This is a genomic window from Methylophaga sp. F-2, assembly GCF_056859315.1.
Window position 1 is genome coordinate 164,076 of record NZ_JBSXOF010000020.1, and the last position, 19,069, is coordinate 183,144.

General features: G+C 43.7%; 20 protein-coding genes and 3 tRNA genes. 14 read left to right on the top strand and 9 right to left on the bottom strand.

The genetic code is table 11. The features are described from left to right. The first annotated feature begins 19 nt into the window (after nucleotides 1-19). From tgt to secF, 4 genes are all read left to right on the top strand, one after another. Nucleotides 20-1,126, top strand: coding sequence for a tRNA guanosine(34) transglycosylase Tgt (tgt, locus tag AC13DA_RS14505; RefSeq protein ID WP_284450538.1), 1,107 nt, complete (start codon nucleotides 20-22; stop codon nucleotides 1,124-1,126). A gap of 79 nt (nucleotides 1,127-1,205) precedes the next feature. Further along, nucleotides 1,206-1,541, top strand: a complete 336-nt coding sequence (gene yajC / locus AC13DA_RS14510; protein ID WP_007144642.1) for a preprotein translocase subunit YajC — start codon at nucleotides 1,206-1,208, stop codon at nucleotides 1,539-1,541. Nucleotides 1,542-1,589: 48 nt separating this feature from the next. Further along, nucleotides 1,590-3,443, top strand: coding sequence for a protein translocase subunit SecD (secD, locus tag AC13DA_RS14515; RefSeq protein WP_284450537.1), 1,854 nt, complete (start codon nucleotides 1,590-1,592; stop codon nucleotides 3,441-3,443). A gap of 11 nt (nucleotides 3,444-3,454) precedes the next feature. Beyond that, the gene (secF, locus tag AC13DA_RS14520; protein ID WP_273178816.1) at nucleotides 3,455-4,405 is read left to right on the top strand and encodes a protein translocase subunit SecF; all 951 of its coding nucleotides are present in this window, start codon (nucleotides 3,455-3,457) and stop codon (nucleotides 4,403-4,405) included. A 28-nt stretch (nucleotides 4,406-4,433) separates the two neighbouring features. Here secF and AC13DA_RS14525 read toward each other — a convergent pair whose 3' ends face one another. Continuing rightward, on the bottom strand, nucleotides 4,434-4,688 hold the full coding sequence (locus AC13DA_RS14525) for a hypothetical protein (protein ID WP_273178814.1): 255 nt from the start codon (nucleotides 4,686-4,688) through the stop codon (nucleotides 4,434-4,436). Nucleotides 4,689-4,970: 282 nt separating this feature from the next. Between AC13DA_RS14525 and AC13DA_RS14530 the strand changes: the two genes are divergently transcribed. The 6 genes from AC13DA_RS14530 to AC13DA_RS14555 all read left to right on the top strand — a co-directional run bounded on the left by AC13DA_RS14530 (nucleotide 4,971) and on the right by AC13DA_RS14555 (nucleotide 11,079). Beyond that, complete coding sequence (locus tag AC13DA_RS14530) at nucleotides 4,971-5,777, top strand: ABC transporter substrate-binding protein (protein WP_273178812.1); 807 nt, start codon at nucleotides 4,971-4,973, stop codon at nucleotides 5,775-5,777. 22 nt (nucleotides 5,778-5,799) lie between these two features. Continuing rightward, nucleotides 5,800-6,753, top strand: a complete 954-nt coding sequence (locus AC13DA_RS14535; protein WP_007144647.1) for a glutaminyl-peptide cyclotransferase — start codon at nucleotides 5,800-5,802, stop codon at nucleotides 6,751-6,753. Between the two features lie 95 nt (nucleotides 6,754-6,848). Next, nucleotides 6,849-7,385 carry a hypothetical protein gene (locus AC13DA_RS14540; protein WP_284450536.1) on the top strand — a complete coding sequence of 179 codons (537 nt, stop codon included), beginning with the start codon at nucleotides 6,849-6,851 and terminating at the stop codon, nucleotides 7,383-7,385. Next, nucleotides 7,385-8,728 carry a UDP-N-acetylmuramate:L-alanyl-gamma-D-glutamyl-meso-diaminopimelate ligase gene (gene mpl, locus AC13DA_RS14545; protein WP_284450535.1) on the top strand — a complete coding sequence of 448 codons (1,344 nt, stop codon included), beginning with the start codon at nucleotides 7,385-7,387 and terminating at the stop codon, nucleotides 8,726-8,728. The genes AC13DA_RS14540 and mpl overlap by 1 nt, the downstream gene beginning before the upstream one ends. 2 nt (nucleotides 8,729-8,730) lie before the next feature. Further along, on the top strand, nucleotides 8,731-9,339 hold the full coding sequence (locus tag AC13DA_RS14550; protein ID WP_284450534.1) for a UbiX family flavin prenyltransferase: 609 nt from the start codon (nucleotides 8,731-8,733) through the stop codon (nucleotides 9,337-9,339). 69 nt (nucleotides 9,340-9,408) lie between these two features. Beyond that, a complete protein-coding gene (locus tag AC13DA_RS14555; RefSeq protein WP_482945993.1) occupies nucleotides 9,409-11,079 on the top strand; it encodes a formate--tetrahydrofolate ligase in 1,671 nt (556 codons plus the stop codon). A 484-nt stretch (nucleotides 11,080-11,563) separates the two neighbouring features. Here AC13DA_RS14555 and AC13DA_RS14560 read toward each other — a convergent pair whose 3' ends face one another. The 8 genes from AC13DA_RS14560 to hslV are packed head-to-tail and all read right to left on the bottom strand — an operon-like array spanning nucleotide 11,564 to nucleotide 18,353. Then, nucleotides 11,564-12,181 carry a hypothetical protein gene (locus AC13DA_RS14560; protein WP_284450532.1) on the bottom strand — a complete coding sequence of 206 codons (618 nt, stop codon included), beginning with the start codon at nucleotides 12,179-12,181 and terminating at the stop codon, nucleotides 11,564-11,566. Nucleotides 12,182-12,203: 22 nt separating this feature from the next. Further along, nucleotides 12,204-13,037: a co-chaperone DjlA gene (gene djlA / locus AC13DA_RS14565; protein ID WP_284450531.1), complete on the bottom strand. Its 834-nt coding sequence runs from the start codon at nucleotides 13,035-13,037 to the stop codon at nucleotides 12,204-12,206. Between the two features lie 5 nt (nucleotides 13,038-13,042). Continuing rightward, nucleotides 13,043-14,713 carry a ubiquinone biosynthesis regulatory protein kinase UbiB gene (ubiB, locus tag AC13DA_RS14570; RefSeq protein WP_273178798.1) on the bottom strand — a complete coding sequence of 557 codons (1,671 nt, stop codon included), beginning with the start codon at nucleotides 14,711-14,713 and terminating at the stop codon, nucleotides 13,043-13,045. 46 nt (nucleotides 14,714-14,759) lie between these two features. Beyond that, a complete protein-coding gene (locus tag AC13DA_RS14575; RefSeq protein WP_284450530.1) occupies nucleotides 14,760-15,350 on the bottom strand; it encodes a ubiquinone biosynthesis accessory factor UbiJ in 591 nt (196 codons plus the stop codon). Between the two features lie 4 nt (nucleotides 15,351-15,354). Beyond that, nucleotides 15,355-16,101, bottom strand: a complete 747-nt coding sequence (ubiE, locus tag AC13DA_RS14580; RefSeq protein WP_284450529.1) for a bifunctional demethylmenaquinone methyltransferase/2-methoxy-6-polyprenyl-1,4-benzoquinol methylase UbiE — start codon at nucleotides 16,099-16,101, stop codon at nucleotides 15,355-15,357. Between the two features lie 11 nt (nucleotides 16,102-16,112). After that, nucleotides 16,113-16,472 carry a gamma-butyrobetaine hydroxylase family protein gene (locus AC13DA_RS14585; protein ID WP_192807080.1) on the bottom strand — a complete coding sequence of 120 codons (360 nt, stop codon included), beginning with the start codon at nucleotides 16,470-16,472 and terminating at the stop codon, nucleotides 16,113-16,115. A 10-nt stretch (nucleotides 16,473-16,482) separates the two neighbouring features. After that, nucleotides 16,483-17,802 carry an ATP-dependent protease ATPase subunit HslU gene (gene hslU, locus AC13DA_RS14590; RefSeq protein ID WP_284450528.1) on the bottom strand — a complete coding sequence of 440 codons (1,320 nt, stop codon included), beginning with the start codon at nucleotides 17,800-17,802 and terminating at the stop codon, nucleotides 16,483-16,485. A gap of 8 nt (nucleotides 17,803-17,810) precedes the next feature. Further along, nucleotides 17,811-18,353, bottom strand: coding sequence for an ATP-dependent protease subunit HslV (gene hslV, locus AC13DA_RS14595; RefSeq protein ID WP_273178790.1), 543 nt, complete (start codon nucleotides 18,351-18,353; stop codon nucleotides 17,811-17,813). Nucleotides 18,354-18,544: 191 nt separating this feature from the next. Between hslV and AC13DA_RS14600 the strand changes: the two genes are divergently transcribed. From AC13DA_RS14600 to AC13DA_RS14615, 4 genes are all read left to right on the top strand, one after another. Further along, nucleotides 18,545-18,629 (top strand) — tRNA-Tyr (locus tag AC13DA_RS14600). 24 nt (nucleotides 18,630-18,653) lie between these two features. Further along, nucleotides 18,654-18,727, top strand: a tRNA-Gly gene (locus AC13DA_RS14605). Nucleotides 18,728-18,748: 21 nt separating this feature from the next. After that, a tRNA-Thr gene (locus AC13DA_RS14610) sits at nucleotides 18,749-18,824 on the top strand. A 77-nt stretch (nucleotides 18,825-18,901) separates the two neighbouring features. Next, nucleotides 18,902-19,069 (top strand): GTP-binding protein (locus tag AC13DA_RS14615; RefSeq protein WP_482945994.1); only part of this gene is annotated, 168 nt, incomplete at its 3' end.

The following is a 19,069-nucleotide window of genomic DNA, read 5'->3' on the forward strand; positions in this document are numbered from 1 at the left end:
TTTTGCTGAGATTAAATGAATGAAATTTGATTTACTTGCGCAGGACGGCTTTGCCCGTCGGGGACGATTAACGTTTGAACGGGGAACAATAGAAACCCCTGCGTTTATGCCTGTTGGTACCTATGGTTCAGTAAAGTCGATGACACCCGAAGAGGTGAAAGCGACTGGTGCTGAAATAATATTAGGCAATACATTTCATTTAATGCTGCGCCCTGGGACAGAGATTATCTCAGCCCATGGTGATTTACATGACTTTATGCAGTGGCAGGGACCTATCCTGACTGACTCCGGCGGTTTTCAAGTGTTTAGTCTGGGAGAGCTACGAAAAATTACTGAGCAAGGTGTTCATTTCAGTTCACCAGTGAATGGCAGTAAGGTCTTTCTCGGACCAGAAGAGTCAATGGCGGTACAGCGCGCTTTAGGCAGTGATATCGTCATGATATTTGATGAATGCACACCGTATCCTGCTGATGTGGATACCGCAGCAAAATCCATGGAGTTATCACTTCGGTGGGCAAAACGCAGTAAAGAAGCGCATGGCGATAATCCTTCAGCATTATTTGGCATTGTGCAGGGAGGAATGCATGAGCAATTACGTCAAATATCCTTAGACGGACTAATGGAGATTGGTTTTGATGGTTATGCGATTGGTGGCTTATCAGTGGGTGAACCGAAAGAAGATATGCTGCGGATACTCGACTTTCTGGCGCCGGTGATGCCACAGGATAAACCCCATTACCTTATGGGCGTAGGACGTCCCGAAGATTTAGTGGAAGGTGTGATGCGGGGCGTAGATATGTTCGACTGTGTCATGCCTACCCGTAATGCACGCAATGGCCATTTATTTGTGCATCAGGGCGTGATTAAGATTCGTAATAGCCGCTTTAAGTCGGACACTAAACCATTAGACCCCTATTGTGATTGTTACACCTGTCAGAACTATAGCCGGGCCTATTTGCATCATTTAGATAAAACCGGAGAAATGTTGGGGCCGAGACTGAATACCATTCACAACCTTCATTATTACCAGACATTGATGAGTGGTCTGAGGCAGGCAATAGAAAACAATACACTCACGCAATTTCGTGAGGAGTTTTATGCCCTCAGAGAAACTGAAATTGTTTAAAACGGTTCAATGCTATCGAACACCCTGTCAGCTGTGGCATAATCGGTTTCTTTTTTCTTGTTGATTTTGAGGATTAACGATGGACTTTTTTATCTCTCCAGCTGCCGCTGCTGATGCAGCAACGACAACAGCAGGTTCTCCAGGCCTGATGGATTTTGCTTTTCCCATTATTCTGTTAGTGCTGTTTTATTTCATGCTGATCAGACCTCAGCAAAAACGTGCAAAAGAACATAAAGCAATGCAATCTGCCTTATCAAAAGGCGACGAAGTGGTAACAGACGGTGGTTTGATGGGGAAAATTATTGAAATTACCGATAATGCGATCACTGTTCAAATTGCTGAAAATGTTGAAGTAAAAGTACGTCGTGAATCAGTCAATGCTGTTTTACCCAAAGGTACATTGAAAAAACTATAAGGTCTTGCCATCTGAAGGATGGCTTGAAGTAAAAGTCAGGAATGAATTATGAACCGATATCCACTGTGGAAAAACTTACTTGTTCTTATTGTGTTATTAGTCGCAGGACTATATGCACTCCCTAATTTATACGGGGATGACCCGGCAGTGCAGATTTCTGCTGGTAGAACTGCCACGGTGGATTTGGCTTTAGCAGATAAAGCGGAAAAAGCACTTAAAACGGCTGGCATTGAATATAAAGGCGCTCAGCTTGAAGATGACAAGTTACTTATTAGATTAACCTCTGCAGACAATCAATTAAAAGCTAAAGACGCTTTAAGCAAAGCCTTAGTAGGCGATTACATTATTGCGTTGAATCTGGCTTCTACTACACCGCATTGGTTAGCGTCTCTGGGCGCAGAACCGATGAATCTTGGCTTAGACTTGCGTGGTGGTGTTCACTTTCTTATGCAAGTGGATATGGACGCCGCTGTGAAGCAAAGCCTTGATACTTATGGCAGTGATATTCGTTTATCACTTCGTGAAGAAAAAATTCGTTATAAACAAATCAAAGTAGAAGGTCAGAAACTGATTTTGGTGTTACGCAACACCGAAGACCGAGACAAAGCTGAATCTTTGATTCTGAAAAACTTCAATGATCTTCAGGTCACAGTATCTGATAATGAGGCTACCCCTGAAATCATCATGAATATGTCTGAAAAGAGTATTCGTGAGACCAAACAACTCGCCTTACAACAAAACATCACTACATTAAGAAATCGTATTAATGAGCTGGGTGTGGCAGAGCCAACGGTGCAGCAGCAGGGGGATGACCGAATCGTCGTTCAACTGCCTGGTGTGCAGGATACCGCGCAGGCGAAGAAGATCCTGGGAGCGACAGCTACCCTTGAGTTCAGACTGGTTGATACAGAGCATGATGTTAAAGATGCGGTGAATGGACGCATTCCACCGAACTCAGAACTTTATTACAGCCGTGATGGACGTCCTTATTTGCTGGATAAGCGCGTCATGCTGACGGGTGAGCATGTGATCAATGCGGCATCAACTTTAGATCCGCAATCTGGTACCCCAGCTGTTTCTGTCACCTTGGATGGTAAAGGTGCGAGAGCATTTAGTAATGTGACCCGCGATAATATCGGTAATCCAATGGCGGTGGTTTTCATTGAGTCAAAAATGGAAACAAAAGAGATTGATGGTGAACTGGTTTCTGTCAGACGTCAGGTGCCTGAGATTATCAATGTCGCCACCATCCGCGATCAACTCAGTAAAAAATTCCAGATTACTGGTTTAGACAGCACAACAGAAGCGCGTGATTTGTCGCTGCTGTTACGGGCGGGTGCTTTAGCGGCTCCGATTGAAATTGTCGAAGAACGGACTGTTGGACCAAGCATGGGGCAACAGAATATCGAACAAGGCTTTGAGTCAGTCATTATTGGTTTTGTACTGGTGCTGGTATTTATGCTTGTCTGGTATCGCGTATTTGGTTTATTTGCCAACGTCGCTTTAGCCGCGAACCTTATTTTCATTGTGGCATTACTCTCGTTATTACAGGCAACACTGACCTTGCCCGGTATTGCTGGTATCGTGCTGACTGTGGGTATGGCGGTTGACGCTAACGTACTTATTTATGAACGTATTCGTGAAGAGCTACGAAATGGTAATAGCCCTCAAGCCAGTATCAGCGCCGGTTATGATAAAGCGTTCTCTACCATCGCTGATGCGAATATCACCACCTTGATTGCAGCCATTGTGTTATTTGGCTTCGGAACGGGCGCGATTAAAGGTTTTGCTGTGACATTATCACTCGGCATTATCACTTCTATGTTTACGGCCATTATGGGAACACGTGCTTTAGTTAACTTGTTCTATGGTCGTAAAAATAAACCTAAGCTATCAATTTAGGAATCATGTTCATGCAGTTTTTTAATAAACAAACGCATATCAAATTCATGTCGAAACGCTGGTTTGCCATAGCGTTTTCAAGCATATTACTTATCGTGTCTATAGGCTCATTGGTGACACAAGGTTTGACCTTTGGTATTGATTTTACTGGCGGCACCATGATCGAGCTGGGTTATCAGGAGCCAGCTAACTTGGATAAGATTCGTTCAAGTCTCCAAAATGGTGGTTATCCGGAAGCAGTCGTGCAGAATTTTGGTTCAATCCATGATGTTCTCGTTCGTTTACCTATCGTTGAAACCGAGAACATGGCGGAGATGAGTAATAATGTCGTTTCCTTATTACAAGTTGATTCTGGTAGTCCGATCGATGTTCGTCGTGTCGAGTTCGTTGGGCCTCAAGTCGGAGATGATCTGACAGAACAGGGAGGCTTAGCGGTTTTATATGCCTTAATTGGTATTCTGATTTATGTGGCATTCCGTTTTGAATATCGCTTTGCGATTGCGTCAGTCGCTGCCTTGGTGCATGACGTCATTATCACCTTAGGTTTCTTCTCAATTACCCATGTCGAATTTGATTTAACGGTGTTGGCTGCCGTTCTGGCCATTATTGGTTATTCATTGAATGATACGATTGTTGTTTTTGACCGGGTGCGTGAAGGGTTCCTTAAAATCCGAAAAGCGACATCAGAAGAAGTGATTGATACCTCTCTGAACGAGACGTTGAGCAGAACCTTAATGACATCATTCACAACGTTATTAGTGGTGTTTGCTTTATTTATCCTGGGTGGTGAGGTGATTCATTCATTTGCTGAGGCATTATTGCTGGGCATCATGATTGGTACCTACTCCTCAATCTATGTGGCGAGTTCTGCTGTACTGTTTATGGGGGTGAGTAAAGAGGATTTACTTCCGCCAGTGAAAGACAGCGATCAGGAAATTGGCGAAGACGGTAGTCAGGTCTAACAAAAAAGCCCGAGAAATCGGGCTTTTTTTATGAGTGAGTATTTTGGTCGTTAAAACGTAATTCTTTGCTAATCGTTACAGTGGATGGTTTAGAACGGCGCCGTGATTGAATGGGCACCACTTTTCCTGACTGTTCTGCTTCATCTCGTATGGCGGCTTGCTCTTTTGTTTCGATAGACAATATTCGTACACCACTACAGTCACAACGGAAACTCATGAAGGTGACAAACTCTTCAAGACTTTCCTGTGTTTGTTGAACCTGAAGGCGATATTGCTTATTCATAAAAAACTAACCTGTTGTGATAATCAAGCTATCGACCTTCATTTTGATTTCTTGAATATAAAGCTTTGCTCATAGAATGGTTGATTTAAACCAATAATGGCTGCCATCAACAAAACAGGAAAAACTCCTAAGGTGTAACGGCCTGTTTTACTGACACAATAGTGTGGATGGTTGAACTTTCTAAATGAGAAGTGCTCTACAAGATTGAGGAATTTGCTGATTTAATCAGCTTCCTGATTCTGTATGGTGGAAAATAAGAAGCAAAATAAAAATGGAGAGATTATGAGTAAGTTAAAAAAGCTGGGCCTTATGGTTTTATTTATCTGGCCACAAATTATCTTTGCCAACCCAATTAATGTCACTCTTCATTATATTGGTCCAACAGATGGGCAGGTTTGGGCTGGGGTTCAGCAAGGACTCACGGAGGCTAATCTACAGGGACAGTTTTTAGGACAAAACTATCAAGTCAAAAATGTCACCGAACAAGAACTTGCTGCTCTGCCAGAATCTGAAATAACGGCGGTACTGGTTGGAACAGATGCTAAACATATTCTCGACGTTGCCAAAATGAAAAAATTAGCCCATGTACCTGTGTTTAACCTGAGCTCTGATGCTGATGGATTACGTCAGGCATGTTTATCGAATTTATTGAATATCCCTTTGAGCAAACAAATGAAAGCTGATGCACTCGCTCAATGGCAGGCAAAGAATCCTGATACATTGGTGACGGCTCATGCATGGCATCATGATTTTGTTAAGTTTGCTGCTTCACAATTGAATAAACGATTCACCAGAAATCACAAAACACAAATGGATGATGATGCTTGGGCTGGTTGGGCAGCGGTGAAGATGTTGTCAGATACTGTTGCCAGAACGCAAAAAATTGATGCTGCAGGAATGTTGAACTACCTCAAGAATGACTTGTCATTTGATGGGCAGAAAGGGGATACCGCGACATTCAGAGAAACAGGGCAATTACGTCAGATTGTTTTACTGATTGACAAGGACGATAACATTGTCGCCGAAGCACCATTGAGAGGTGTAAAAGGTGGTTTAGATAGTCTTGGAATGGTTACCTGTAAAAAATAATTAGAGAGAAGAAGGAAACATGATGAAATTAAAAAATATATTATTAGCCACATTGATTATGGCCAGTACAACCGTTTGGGCTGAGCCATCACACCGTGTTTTTGTCACTAATGAAAAAGACAATACGGTCAGCGTCATTGATACAAAAACCAATGAAGTGATAAACACCATTAATATTGGGGAGCGGCCAAGAGGGATTGGTTTATCACCGGATCAAAAACAACTCTACGTTGCTATTAGTGAAGAAGGTGCGATAGCCGTTGTTGATTTAGATACGCTGAAAGTGGTGAAAAAGCTGGAAGCGGGAGACGATCCTGAAACATTTGATGTCGCACCGAATGGCAATATTTATATATCTAACGAGGATGATGCTCAAGCCAGTGTTATTGATCCGAAAACAGGCAAAATCATTGAAGTCATTCCTGTTGGTTTGGAACCCGAAGGTGTTGCCGTTTCACCTGATGGTAGCTTGGCACTTGTTACTAGTGAATCCACTAATATGGTTCATGTGATTGATACGGCTAAACATAAAGTGGTAAAAAACATTTTAGTTGCTGCCCGTCCTCGTGGTCTGGCATTTAACAGTGACGGCTCGTTGGCTTACTCAACCAGTGAAGTAGGTAATGAAGTGACGATTATTGATACAAAATCATTATCAATTATCAAACAGGCTTCTATCGACTTACCTAACTCCAAGCCTATGGATATTGCTGTTAGCCCAGATGATAAAACCATCTATGTAACAACGGGGCGTGGTAACTCCGTCGCTGTTTTAGATGCTAAAACACTGGAAATGAAAGCAAATGTACCTGTTGGTAAACGTGTATGGGGCTTGGGTATGACGCGTGATGGCTCACGTTTATACACAGCTGATGGTGTTAGTAGTACCGTTTCTGTCGTGGACACAGCTACAAATAAAACAATTAAAACGATCGAAGTGGGCAAATTCCCATGGGGTGTCGTTGTTGACGATTAATATTTTATTAATATGTCGACAAAAAAACCCGGCTATTTTGCCGGGTTTTTTTATATCTCTTCGAAAAAAATCATTAAATACTTTGTTCCGTTTAAGTGACACGTTATTATGCCGTGATGATTAAAGTGATTCTGCGGTTTTTCCAGGTTTGTTTATTTCAGGCAAGTCCGGCCGATATTCCGGCATCTTCAATATTACTGAACTTTAGTGTTGTCACGTATTTTATCGTCGGCGTACTGGTTAGCCATATTGATCATAGCTGGACGATTAGCTTGGTGGCAGCACTGGCTGATACTGCCATGCTGGTTATCGTTACTAAAGGCTTATTATTTATCCGCGGATTGCCTTCTCGCTTCGAGCAAACCTTAACAGCTATGGCAGGGACTGGTGCATTAATTGGCATTATTAGCTGGCCAGTCTTTGTATTATTTCGACAGGTAGAGCCTCATAGTCAGCTAACCAGTATTATCTTATTACTGGTACTTATTGTTATTTTCTGGAGTTTATTTGTTGTTGCACATATCTTCAGGTATGCACTTGATATCCGACCAGGTTTAGCAGCGGTTATAACGACGGTTTATACCATTGCTTCGTTGATTGTGGTTGGACTCACTATTTCAGGAGTTGCGTAATGCATATTCATATACTGGGGATTTGTGGCACGTTTATGGGCGGACTGGCCATTTTAGCCAGAGAGCTTGGCATGACAGTGAGTGGTTCAGATGCCAATGTGTATCCACCGATGAGTGATCAGCTTGCTGCCGCAGGCATTGATGTCAGGGAAGGATACAAACCTGAACATTTAGAGCCTGCCCCTGACTTAGTGGTGATGGGCAATGCCATGTCACGAGGTAATCCGGCCGTAGAGTATGTGTTAAATAAAGGTCTTCCCTATGTTTCTGGTCCACAGTGGCTGAATGAACATGTGCTGCAAGGGAAATGGGTGTTGGCTGTTTCTGGTACACATGGAAAAACAACCACCAGTAGTTTATTAGCTTGGATTCTCGAGCATGCCGATATGGCGCCTGGTTTCCTTATCGGCGGGGTGCCTGATAATTTTGGCGAAACAGCTAGACTCGGTAAAACGCCTTTTTTTGTAATTGAGGCAGATGAGTACGATACGGCGTTTTTTGATAAGCGTTCTAAATTTGTCCATTACATGCCCAGAACGTTGATTATTAATAATCTTGAATTTGACCACGCTGATATTTTTGATGATTTGGCCGCTATTCAAAAGCAGTTTCATCATTTAGTTCGAACTGTGCCTGAGCAAGGTTTGATTCTTTCGCCACAAGAGAAAGCAATTGAGCATGTCTTCAATATGGGCTGTTGGACACCACGTCAAACACTGGGCGCTGATGGGGATTGGCAAGCGACATTATTGAAGAATGATGGTAGCGAGTTTGAAGTACGCCATGGTGAAGCCACTGGCCGCGTTGTATGGGATATGCTCGGTCAGCATAATGTGAGTAATGCCCTTGCGGCAATAGCGGCAGCTCATCATGTTGGTGTCACCATTGAACATGCTTGTGAGGCCTTATCAGTGTTTGCCGGTGTTAAACGACGGCTGGAATTGAAAGGCGAAATTAATAATATTCGGGTGTACGATGATTTTGCTCATCATCCGACCGCTATTGCCACCACTATCGCCGGGTTAAGAGCTAAAGTAGGGAACCGTCGGCTGATTGCGGTACTTGAGCCTCGCTCTAACACCATGAAAATGGGCGTGCATCAGGAGACATTGGCTCAGTCTTTAATTCAGGCAGACAGAGTGTTATTGCTTCAGGATGCTGATTTGAAATGGTCACTAAAACAAGTCACAGAAACATTGGGCGATCATGTCAGTGTATTTGATTCTGTCGACGCTATCGTTAAAACAATCAGCAATGAAGCACAGTCTGGTGATGAAATTTTAGTGATGAGTAATGGTGGCTTTGGCGGTATTCACCAACGGATTTTAGAGGCGATTGCCTAATTATGTTAGATCAGCAGCAGATCGCATTAGCCATTACAGGCGCTTCAGGTGCACCTTATGCAAAGCGTTTACTGGAGGTGCTGTTACAACAAGGCCTCACTGTGCATTTAATGATTTCCACTGCAGGCAGAATCGTGCTTGCTGATGAGCTTGATTGGAAATTACCCGCTCGGGCCAGTGATGTTCAAACGAAATTAGTTCAAGAGTTTAACTGCCACCCTGAACAGTTACGGGTGTATGGTGAACAGCAATGGTCATCGCCATTGGCAAGCGGATCTCATCGCGTGCCAACCATGATTGTGTGTCCATGTACCATGGGCACTTTATCGGCTATCGCCTGCGGGCAGAGTGATAATTTGATAAACCGCGCTGCCGACGTCATGCTCAAAGAAGATCGCAAATTGATCGTAGTGCCGAGGGAAGCACCATTTTCAGTGATTCATCTGGAAAATATGCTGAAGCTTGCTAAGCTTGGCGTGTGTATTTTACCCCCCAATCCCGGCTTTTATTTTAATCCTACATCCTTGAATGAATTGGTCGACTTTGTTGTCGCCCGGATACTGGATCAGGCGAAAATAGAACATAATCTGATGCCTCGTTGGGGAGACTGATGTGCTATTCGGGATTCCCTCGTAACTCACGTATAATAGGGCTCAAATTTAACGCCACTCAGGAAAACCATGTCAGATATTGAAATTGCCCAACAAGCTTCAATGCAGGAAGTCACTAGTCTCGCTGAGGAAAAGCTTGGTCTTGCCTCACATCATATTGACCCGTATGGACGTTTCAAAGCCAAAGTCTCTTTGGAAGTAATGGATGATATGGCATCGAAAGCGGATGGCAAGTTGATTTTAGTGACAGCCATTAGCCCGACGCCGGCAGGTGAGGGCAAAACCACTACAACCATTGGCTTGAGTGATGCGCTTAACCGAATTGGCAAAAAATCGATTGTCTGCGTGCGCGAACCATCAATGGGTCCGTGTTTTGGTATGAAAGGTGGGGCCGCCGGTGGCGGTTATGCGCAGGTCGTGCCGATGGAAGATATTAATCTTCACTTTACCGGCGATTTACATGCGATTGCCTCAGCACATAATTTATTATCAGCGATGATTGATAACCATATTCATCACGGCAATACACTGCAGTTAGATGCAAGACGTATTGTCTGGCAACGAGTCATGGATATGAATGATCGTGCGCTGCGGGATATCATCGTTGGTATGGGGGGGCCTGCTAACGGTTATTTACGTGAAGAGCGTTTTGATATTGTGGTGGCCTCAGAAGTGATGGCTATTTTTTGTTTGTCCAATTCTTTACAGGAATTGAAGCAACGCCTTGGCGAAATATTAATCGCTTATTCGGTAGATGGCACGCCTCGTTATGCCCGTGACATTATGGCGCATGGTGCGATGGCGGCTTTATTGAAAGAAGCGATTAAGCCGAACCTGGTTCAGACTTTAGAAAATAACCCGGCTTTTGTACACGGCGGGCCTTTTGCCAATATCGCGCATGGCTGTAATTCTGTCATCTCAACCAAGATGGCACTAAAACTGGGTGATTATGTTGTCACTGAAGCCGGCTTTGGTGCTGATTTAGGTGCAGAAAAATTCATCAATATTAAGTGCCGTAAAGCGGGAATTAAACCGGATATGGCTGTGGTTGTCGCCACAGTAAAAGCCCTGAAATATCACGGTGGTCTGGAGCTGAAAGAGCTGACTGCTGAAAATCTTAATGCACTGAATACGGGACTGGCTAATTTAAAACGTCACCTAAGCAATCTGCAAAACGAGTTCGGCTTGCGTTGTGTTGTCGCCATCAATCATTTTGTCAATGATAGCGATGCTGAGATTGAATTGATTAAAACAGCAGTGAAAGAGATGGGCGCAGAGGCTATTCTTGCTCGCCATTGGGCCGAAGGTGGTGCTGGTGCTGAAACATTAGCACAGCGTGTGGTTGAAATGCTGGATGCTGATGCCGAACCTTGTCAGTTGTTATACCCGGATAGCTTCCCTCTTTGGGACAAAATCAACGAAGTCGCTAAACGTTTATATGGTACAGGTCAGGTCGTAGCTGATAAAAAAGTGATGGATAAGATCGCCATGCTGAATGAGCAGCACGGGGATATTCCGGTTTGTATGGCAAAAACGCCGTATTCTTTTAGCAGTGATCCGAGCTTACGTGGCACGGCTGAGAACCATACGCTAACCATTCGTGATGTTCGTCTGTCAAACGGTGCAGGTTTTCTTGTCGTGCTTTGTGGTGATGTAATGACTATGCCAGGATTACCAAAACATCCTGCAGCAGAGCGGATTGATATTGATGATAATGGTTCAATCGTTGGCTTATTCTAATTTAGTTCTAGGTTGGGGTATGAGAACCCAATAAATAGTTTCTTGATTTAAAGTCACACGCTGCCGCTGTGGCATTCATTTTTTGCGCGGCCAAAAAACGAACCAAAAAAGGCCGGCCCACTGCTTGCCCTGCGGATTTCCTGTGCTTCTCAATCAATTTGGAACACAATGAAAACTCGCTACGCTCAAACACTCATTGTGTTTTATCCAAATTGCTTTGCGATGCTCGGCTTCGCAAAGGGCGATAGAGTAGTAAAATCCATCTTGTATTTAAAGCTCCAAATACTTTCCTCAAGTCCGTGCTAATGAGAAATAAGATTGATACTGAGGACGGCTAGTATTTTAGCGTAGCGAGTTTTAGACGACCGCCTGAATAAATCTCATTCAGGCTAGTGTTGTGGGGACAATTAAATTTGGGCATACAATACTCTGTCTCGCGAATATGATGAATTAGTTTCGGATGTTTAGATTGATAGCGGAATATTTATTGTTTAGGGAAAGGCTTGATAACCTGAATTGAGTCGCTTTCAGGGTCATATGTCAACAATATCGTATCTGAGACAACTGGCACTTGCTTCATTTGCTCGAGGAGATTAGCTTCAACAATCCCTTTTGAAATGTCCTCTAAAAAATTAAAGTATTTTCTATTAGCCTCAAAGAAATGTTCTTTAGTATAGCTCTCTTGAAATAGAAACTTAATTTTGAGGTCGTGATCCGTCGTATACATCATCGAGTATAAAAATGTATATGGATCGGAGGAAGGTAGCTTTTCAGGACTATTCTTACTAGTAATGAACTCATATTTAGGCCGATTATCATGGTTCAGATATTCATCCCACAGAGAGTTTGCTGCTTGACTTAGTATTTCGTAGTGCTCTTGTCCTGCTTCAGAGAGAAAAGAACTGAAGTAATTTTGGGTAATAAATAGAATGACTGCTGTTGGCATGAGCCATTTCATTGAAGCTTGCATGTCTAGAGAAGGGCGGGGCTCTACTTCAAGTTCTAGATTGTCAGCGTCTATGGATCTTAAAAAACTCGAAAAAAACTCTTGTTTTATATCTTCTTGATAACTTAATAATATGTGTACATCAGATTTCCCCATTTGATGCCCTCTAAATGATTGATTATTTTAGGTCACGCTGCTTCTTAATTAAATCATATGCCAGCTGAATTTCTTTTGCTTGCTCAGTTGCAACAGCAATCATATCTTCAGGTACACCTTGACCCATTAATTTATCAGGATGGTATTGGCTCATTAATTTGCGATAAGCGCGTTTAATTTCCTGATTGGAACTCTGTTCTGTTACGCCCAGTGCCTTATAGGCTTCCGCAAGATCATTCACTGACGAGCGATGCTGGCCAGATGAATATTGTTGTTGATAGCCGCTTGAAAAATTAGCCTGACTTAACACCATATCGAGGATTCGATTAAACTCTGCTCGGCTATAACCCAGTTGTGATGAAACCTGTTCCAGAATCTGTCTTTCTTGTGGGTCGAGTTTACCATCAGCCAAAGCCATCACTGTCAGATAGACCAGTAAGACTTGTTTTAGATTAAAGGTGTTGCCGCAGTGCTGTTTAAATTTCGTCACTGTTTCGTTGATATCAAAGTCCGGTTCAGCGCCACGTTTGAACTGACGAATAGCTTCTTGTCTGTGCTCACCAGACATGCCCATTTTTTTGATAAAGGCTTCAACATGGTCGATTTCAATTTGACTGATACGGCCATCAGCTTTTGCTAATTTCCCCATCAATACAAAGACTGTTTCCAGGAAGACGGCTTGACGAGTTTGGTTGGTAAAAGGATTCGCGCCACCAAGTCCATAAGCCCGTACACGATCAGCAAAACCACCAAATATAAGCCCTATCAGGGCACCAAAAATACCCAGAATCAGTAAACCAACACTCATGGTGCTTAATAATAAGAAGCCTAAAATCAGGCCTATCCACTTAAACATAACGATTAACTTTTCTTTGAAATACTAAAATAAATGAGGCCAAGCCCCCATAAACCAAACACCCAGCTGAGAATTGGGAGGCCGGCAAACATCGTCGTCGCATAACCATCAAGCCCGGTAATCACTGCGGCACCAACCAGGAAAGCAGCGCCGGCTGTAACAGCGGCACTACGGTAGCTGGCTTGCTTGATTTCTTTACGTAATTGCTGAATATCGGCTGATGCTAAATTTACGTTGAATTGACCTTCCTGAGCACGTTTGCTCAAGTCATATAATAGACGTGGCATTTCAGGTAAGGTTTCAGCCCAATGTGGCGCTTCTTGTTGTAATGTTCTTAAAGCGGCTTGCCAGCCCATTTTTTCTTTCATCCATGTTTCTAAAATCGGTTTGGCTGTTTTCCAGAGATCCAGATCGGGATAGAGGTCACGGCCCAAGCCTTCAATATTGAGTAGGGTTTTTTGTAGTAAAACCAGTTGTGGCTGGACTTCCATATTGAAACGACGCGCTGTTTGAAACAGTCTTAATAACAACTGCCCGAAAGAAATTTCTTTTAGTGGCCTTGCGAAAATAGGCTCACAAACACTGCGTATAGCGGCTTCAAACTCATCCAAGCGTGTGTCAGCTGGCACCCAACCAGATTGCACATGTAACTCTGCCACACGACGATAATCATGATTAAAAAAGGCAAGAAAGTTTTCTGCGAGATAACGCTGATCATCTGGTGACAAGGTTCCCATAATGCCGAAATCGACAGCCACATATTTCGGGTTTTTTGGATCATGAATATCCACCATGATATTGCCGGGATGCATATCGGCATGGAAAAAACTATGTTTGAAGACTTGGGTGAAAAATATTTCAACGCCCATTTCTGCGAGCTTAGCCATATCCACCCCTTTGGCGATCAAACCTTCAGTATCGCTAATAGGGGTGCCATAGATACGTTCTTGAACCAGAATATTGGGTTTTGTCAGTTTCCAATATATCTTCGGCACGTAGAGTAAAGTGGTGCCTTCAAAATTACGCTGAAGTTGTGATGCCGAGGATGCTTCACGCAGCATGTCGAGTTCATCAAACAGGTTCTTTTCCAGCTCAGCAACGATTTCTCTCGGACGCAGGCGTTTGCCTTCAGACCAATATCGTTCGGCGAAGGATGCCAGGGTATATAACAAGGCAATATCACGTTTAATAATAGGTTCTATGCCGGGACGTACCAGCTTTATTACAACTTGTTCACCATTTTTCAAGGTCGCGGCATGGACTTGTGCAATAGAGGCTGAGGCAAGAGGCTCTGGTTCAATATGAGCGAATAATTCATTCAGTGATTCTGCTTCATACGCTTTATCGATGAGTTGTTTGGCTTGTTCCGCAGGAAAGGGGGCAACCTGATCCTGTAATTTGGCCAGTGAGTTGGCAATATCCGGTGGCAGCAGATCCCGGCGAGTGGAAAGCACCTGACCAAATTTGACAAAAATAGGGCCTAAGTCTTGTAGCGCCAGTCTTAATCTTTCGCCTCTGGGAAGTGTCGATTGTTTATTGCGCCAGCGATGAGGAGATAAAAAACTAAAATATCGAAGTGGACGTAACAGATGAATCGCTTTGATCACTTCGTCCAGGCGATGTTTTGCCAGGACATGATTGATTTGAATCAGTCTGGATAACTGATTAGCCTTCATTAATGGCTCCTTACATGGATATAGCTGAGGTCAATGCTCAAGTGCGTCAATGATGTGTTTCCAGCCGGTTTATACGTGCCTCAAGCCTATCAATATCTGCCTTGCTCTTATCTACATCACTCATGAAATCGTCGATTTGAATCTTGTCTGGCAAGATGTGAGCTTCTTCTCTCAGGTATTCAGAAAGTGACATCGATAAGGAGCGTTGGGTCGCATTTAGCCATGAAAAACCTTGTTTGATGGCATAATTTAGCGGCTGAGCAATCACGTCCCCTGTGATATTGGCAATTTGCTGTTCCCAGTCAAAGTCAAACCCGTTGAGAACGTCTTGCAACTGTTTGGCAAATTGTACATTCCCATGGATATGTATCTCATTGGAGAACAAGTGCTCTGGGTGTTTGGCCAGCTTCAGCAGACTTATCGCATTAGCGGTGATTAATAAATCCGCATTTTCTTCATCATTATGAGTCAGCTTGATTGCTGACTGATGAAATGAGACGTGTAAATATTGCTGCCAGTCCTGAATATGAATCACGATCACACGATTTTCAAAAGTATTAAGCCGTTCGCGCGTTTCAGGATCCTGTTTCAATGCCTGATTAACAGCCAATTCGATTGGACGTAATAAAATGGCCATGAGTCTAGAATTTATAACCGCGATGAAGTGAGACGATACCGGCGGTCATATTGTGATATTCACAACGTTCAAAACCGACATTCGTCATCATCTGTTTTAAGGTTTCCTGATCCGGATGCATACGGATGGATTCAGCCAGATAGCGATAGCTGTCTTCGTCCCCAGTAAAAATTTTGCCCAGCTGCGGCAGAATCTTAAATGAATAAGCATCATAAATCGGTGCCATCCACTCAGCTGGCTTGGAAAACTCTAAGACCATCAGTTGGCCGCCTGGCTTGAGTACACGAAACATTGATGCCAGTGCTTTATCTTTATCCGTGACATTACGTAAACCAAAAGCAATGGTAATACAGTTGAAACTGTTGTCAGGAAACGGCAGGGCTTCAGCATTGGCCTGAACGTATTCAATATTCCCAACAATGCCGTCATCCGTCAGGCGGTCACGACCAACATTAAGCATAGACGCATTGATATCAGCTAATACAACTTTGCCTGTATCACCTACCAGTTTTGAAAACTGTCGGGTCAGATCGCCTGTACCGCCGGCAATATCCAATACGGTTGCCCCACGACGAACACCACTGTTCATAATGGTAAAGTGCTTCCAGAAGCGATGAATACCGAGCGACATTAAGTCGTTCATCAGATCATATTTACCTGCAACCGAGTGAAAAACCTCGGCGACATGTTTGGCTTTTTCGGCCGTGGGTACTTCTTTATAACCGAAATGGGTGGTGTCTTTGGCTTCCATAACTTGACCTATTACTGTTGGCGCTGATAACCGGCTTTCTGAAGTCGGTTAAGGTAGTCTTGCCATAAAGAATCCTGATGGATGGCAAGTTCGTACAAATAGTCCCATGTGAAAAGACCACTGTCATGTCCGTCATCAAAAAACAATTTGAGTGCATAATGACCAACAGGCTCTATTTTATCGAGACCGACGTTTTCTTTATGTGTCTGCAAAACTTCCTGTCCGGGACCATGCCCACGAACCTCTGCTGAAGGTGAGTGGACACGGAGATATTCTGCTGACAAACGATACTGCTTATCACCATAGCTCAGAGATAGACACTTGGATTGTTTGTGTAACGTAATCTCTGTTGGTAGTGGTATTTCTGCCATCAAGAATGCCTTATAGGATATAACGTGATAAATCTTCGTCTTCAGCAACCACGGAAAGTTGCTCATTGACATAGTCTTTATCGACGGTGACAGAGAGATTTTCTTCGCTGCCAGCTTCATATGAAATCTGTTCTAACAACTTTTCCAGCATGGTATGTAAACGGCGGGCACCAATGTTTTCTGTCTTTTCATTGACTTCCCATGCCAGCTGAGCAATGCGCTCAATACCATCGTCGGTGAAGCTTAACTCAACCCCTTCTGTTGCCAGAAGCGCAATATATTGCTCCGTCAGAGAAGCGTCAGGCTCAGTCAGAATGCGAACAAAATCCGCAGAAGAAAGTGCATCCAGTTCAACGCGAATAGGTAAGCGACCTTGCAGTTCAGGTATTAAGTCGGAGGGTTTGCTTAAGTGGAATGCACCTGATGCGATAAACAGGATATGGTCGGTTTTGATCATGCCATATTTGGTCGAAACAGTGCTTCCCTCTACCAGAGGTAAAAGGTCACGTTGCACACCAGCACGAGATACATCCGCATTGTTACTGCTTTCACCTCGACCGGTAATCTTATCGATTTCATCCAGAAAAACGATGCCATTTTGTTCAACACTGTCTAACACTTTGGCTTTCAATTCTTCTTCATTGATAAGTTTCAGTGCTTCTTCTTCAGACAGCAGGCGCATGGCATGAGCGACAGTAATTTTGCGCATACTTTTACGTTGTGAGCCCATACTTTGAAACATTTCTTGTAACTGGCTGGTCATTTCTTCCATGCCTGGAGGCGACATGATTTCAACGCCGACGTTAGGGGCGTTCAATTCCAGTTCTATCTCACGATCGTCAAGTTTTCCCTCACGCAGCATTTTGCGGAAACGTTGGCGAGTGGTGGATTCATCTTCTGTTTCAACATCGCGTGCAGGGCGAAGTAGGGCATTCAGAATACGTTCTTCAGCGGCATCTTCTGCTTTGTTCTTTACAGATGATATTGCTTCTTCACGCAGCATTTTCATCGCTGTTTCAGCAAGATCACGGATGATTGATTCGACATCACGGCCTACATAACCCACTTCAGTAAACTTGGTGGCTTCTACCTTAATGAATGGCGCATTGGCTAACGCTGCGAGTCTTCGGGCGATCTCTGTTTTACCAACGCCGGTGGGACCAATCATAAGAATATTTTTAGGAGTCACTTCATGTTGAAGTGCTGCATCGAGCTGCTTACGACGCCAGCGGTTACGGAGTGCAATGGCGACGGCTTTTTTAGCTGCCTGTTGTCCAATGATGCGTTTATCGAGTTCGTTAACAATTTGTTTCGGAGTTAATGATTGCATGATAGATATCAGTTTGAGTCCAGAGTTTCGATTGTAAGGTTGTGATTGGTATAGATGCAGATGTCAGCGGCAATATTCAAGCCTTTTTCTACAATTTCTCTGGCACTGAGAGCAGTATTTTGTAATAAGGCGGTTGCTGCAGCTTGAGCAAAAGGGCCCCCAGAGCCAATAGCAATAAGGCCATGCTCTGGTTCAATGACGTCACCATTGCCAGAAATAATGAGGGAAGCTTCTTTATCTGCAACAGCAAGTAAGGCTTCAAGTCGACGCATCATTCTGTCTGTGCGCCAATCTTTGGCAAGTTCAAGCGCACTCCGCGTTAGATTGCCCTGATGCTTTTCTAGTTTTGCTTCAAACCGTTCAAATAGCGTGAACGCATCCGCTGTGCCACCGGCGAAACCAGCAATGACTTTACCGTGATATAACCGTCGGACTTTGCGCGCATTACCTTTCATTATTGTGTTGCCAAGACTGACTTGCCCATCACCACCAATGACGACCTGACCGTCACGGCGATACGAAAGGATGGTCGTACCGCGGTACTGCTCCATAAATGTCTCCTGTTTTGTAAAAATTAATACAGATTTATATCGGCTAATAATATACTATTACGGCTTTCATACTTCAGTTAATCACACTACAGATTTAGCCAAGCTAATCACTCAGACCTCAGCTAATCGAGAATTACTGATTTAAGTGTTGACATTAGTGTGAGTTTTACGGAAAATGCCACGTCTTTAGTGGAGGGGTTCCCGAGCGGCCAAAGGGATCAGACTGTAAATCTGACGGTTCTACCTTCGAAGGTTCGAATCCTTCCCCCTCCACCATTAAATAAACAAGATGACTGAATTGCGGGTGTAGTTCAATGGTAGAACTCCAGCCTTCCAAGCTGATCACGTGGGTTCGATTCCCATCACCCGCTCCATTTTTGATTGGAAGAATTTAGGCCCGCATAGCTCAGTCGGTAGAGCGCATCCATGGTAAGGATGAGGTCATCAGTTCGATTCTGATTGCGGGCTCCACAATTTGTCTTAGGCAGGGAGTTCCTGCCTGTTTTGATTTTTTGGCTCAATAAAATTTAGTGCCGGGGATACTACTCATGTCTAAAGCAAAATTTGAACGTTCTAAACCCCACGTCAACGTGGGCACCATAGGTCACGTTGACCATGGTAAAACTACGCTGACAGCGGCGATCACCAAAGTGTTGGGTGAATTAAGTGGTGGTGAATTCAAAGATTACGCGGATATTGATAACGCACCAGAAGAA

Bases quoted from the DNA above. Each gene is read 5' to 3' on its own strand.
- yajC (WP_007144642.1), top strand. From the start codon at position 1,206: ATGGACTTTTTTATCTCTCCAGCTGCCGCTGCTGATGCAGCAACGACA.
- AC13DA_RS14555 (WP_482945993.1), top strand. From the start codon at position 9,409: ATGTCAGATATTGAAATTGCCCAACAAGCTTCAATGCAGGAAGTCACT.
- hslU (WP_284450528.1), bottom strand. From the start codon at position 17,802: ATGCAATCATTAACTCCGAAACAAATTGTTAACGAACTCGATAAACGC.
- AC13DA_RS14535 (WP_007144647.1), top strand. From the start codon at position 5,800: ATGAAATTAAAAAATATATTATTAGCCACATTGATTATGGCCAGTACA.
- secF (WP_273178816.1), top strand. From the start codon at position 3,455: ATGCAGTTTTTTAATAAACAAACGCATATCAAATTCATGTCGAAACGC.
- djlA (WP_284450531.1), bottom strand. From the start codon at position 13,037: ATGTTTAAGTGGATAGGCCTGATTTTAGGCTTCTTATTATTAAGCACC.
- AC13DA_RS14560 (WP_284450532.1), bottom strand. From the start codon at position 12,181: ATGGGGAAATCTGATGTACACATATTATTAAGTTATCAAGAAGATATA.
- tgt (WP_284450538.1), top strand. From the start codon at position 20: ATGAAATTTGATTTACTTGCGCAGGACGGCTTTGCCCGTCGGGGACGA.
- secD (WP_284450537.1), top strand. From the start codon at position 1,590: ATGAACCGATATCCACTGTGGAAAAACTTACTTGTTCTTATTGTGTTA.
- ubiE (WP_284450529.1), bottom strand. From the start codon at position 16,101: ATGGAAGCCAAAGACACCACCCATTTCGGTTATAAAGAAGTACCCACG.
- AC13DA_RS14575 (WP_284450530.1), bottom strand. From the start codon at position 15,350: ATGGCCATTTTATTACGTCCAATCGAATTGGCTGTTAATCAGGCATTG.
- AC13DA_RS14530 (WP_273178812.1), top strand. From the start codon at position 4,971: ATGAGTAAGTTAAAAAAGCTGGGCCTTATGGTTTTATTTATCTGGCCA.
- AC13DA_RS14525 (WP_273178814.1), bottom strand. From the start codon at position 4,688: ATGAATAAGCAATATCGCCTTCAGGTTCAACAAACACAGGAAAGTCTT.
- ubiB (WP_273178798.1), bottom strand. From the start codon at position 14,713: ATGAAGGCTAATCAGTTATCCAGACTGATTCAAATCAATCATGTCCTG.
- AC13DA_RS14585 (WP_192807080.1), bottom strand. From the start codon at position 16,472: ATGGCAGAAATACCACTACCAACAGAGATTACGTTACACAAACAATCC.
- mpl (WP_284450535.1), top strand. From the start codon at position 7,385: ATGCATATTCATATACTGGGGATTTGTGGCACGTTTATGGGCGGACTG.
- AC13DA_RS14550 (WP_284450534.1), top strand. From the start codon at position 8,731: ATGTTAGATCAGCAGCAGATCGCATTAGCCATTACAGGCGCTTCAGGT.
- hslV (WP_273178790.1), bottom strand. From the start codon at position 18,353: ATGGAGCAGTACCGCGGTACGACCATCCTTTCGTATCGCCGTGACGGT.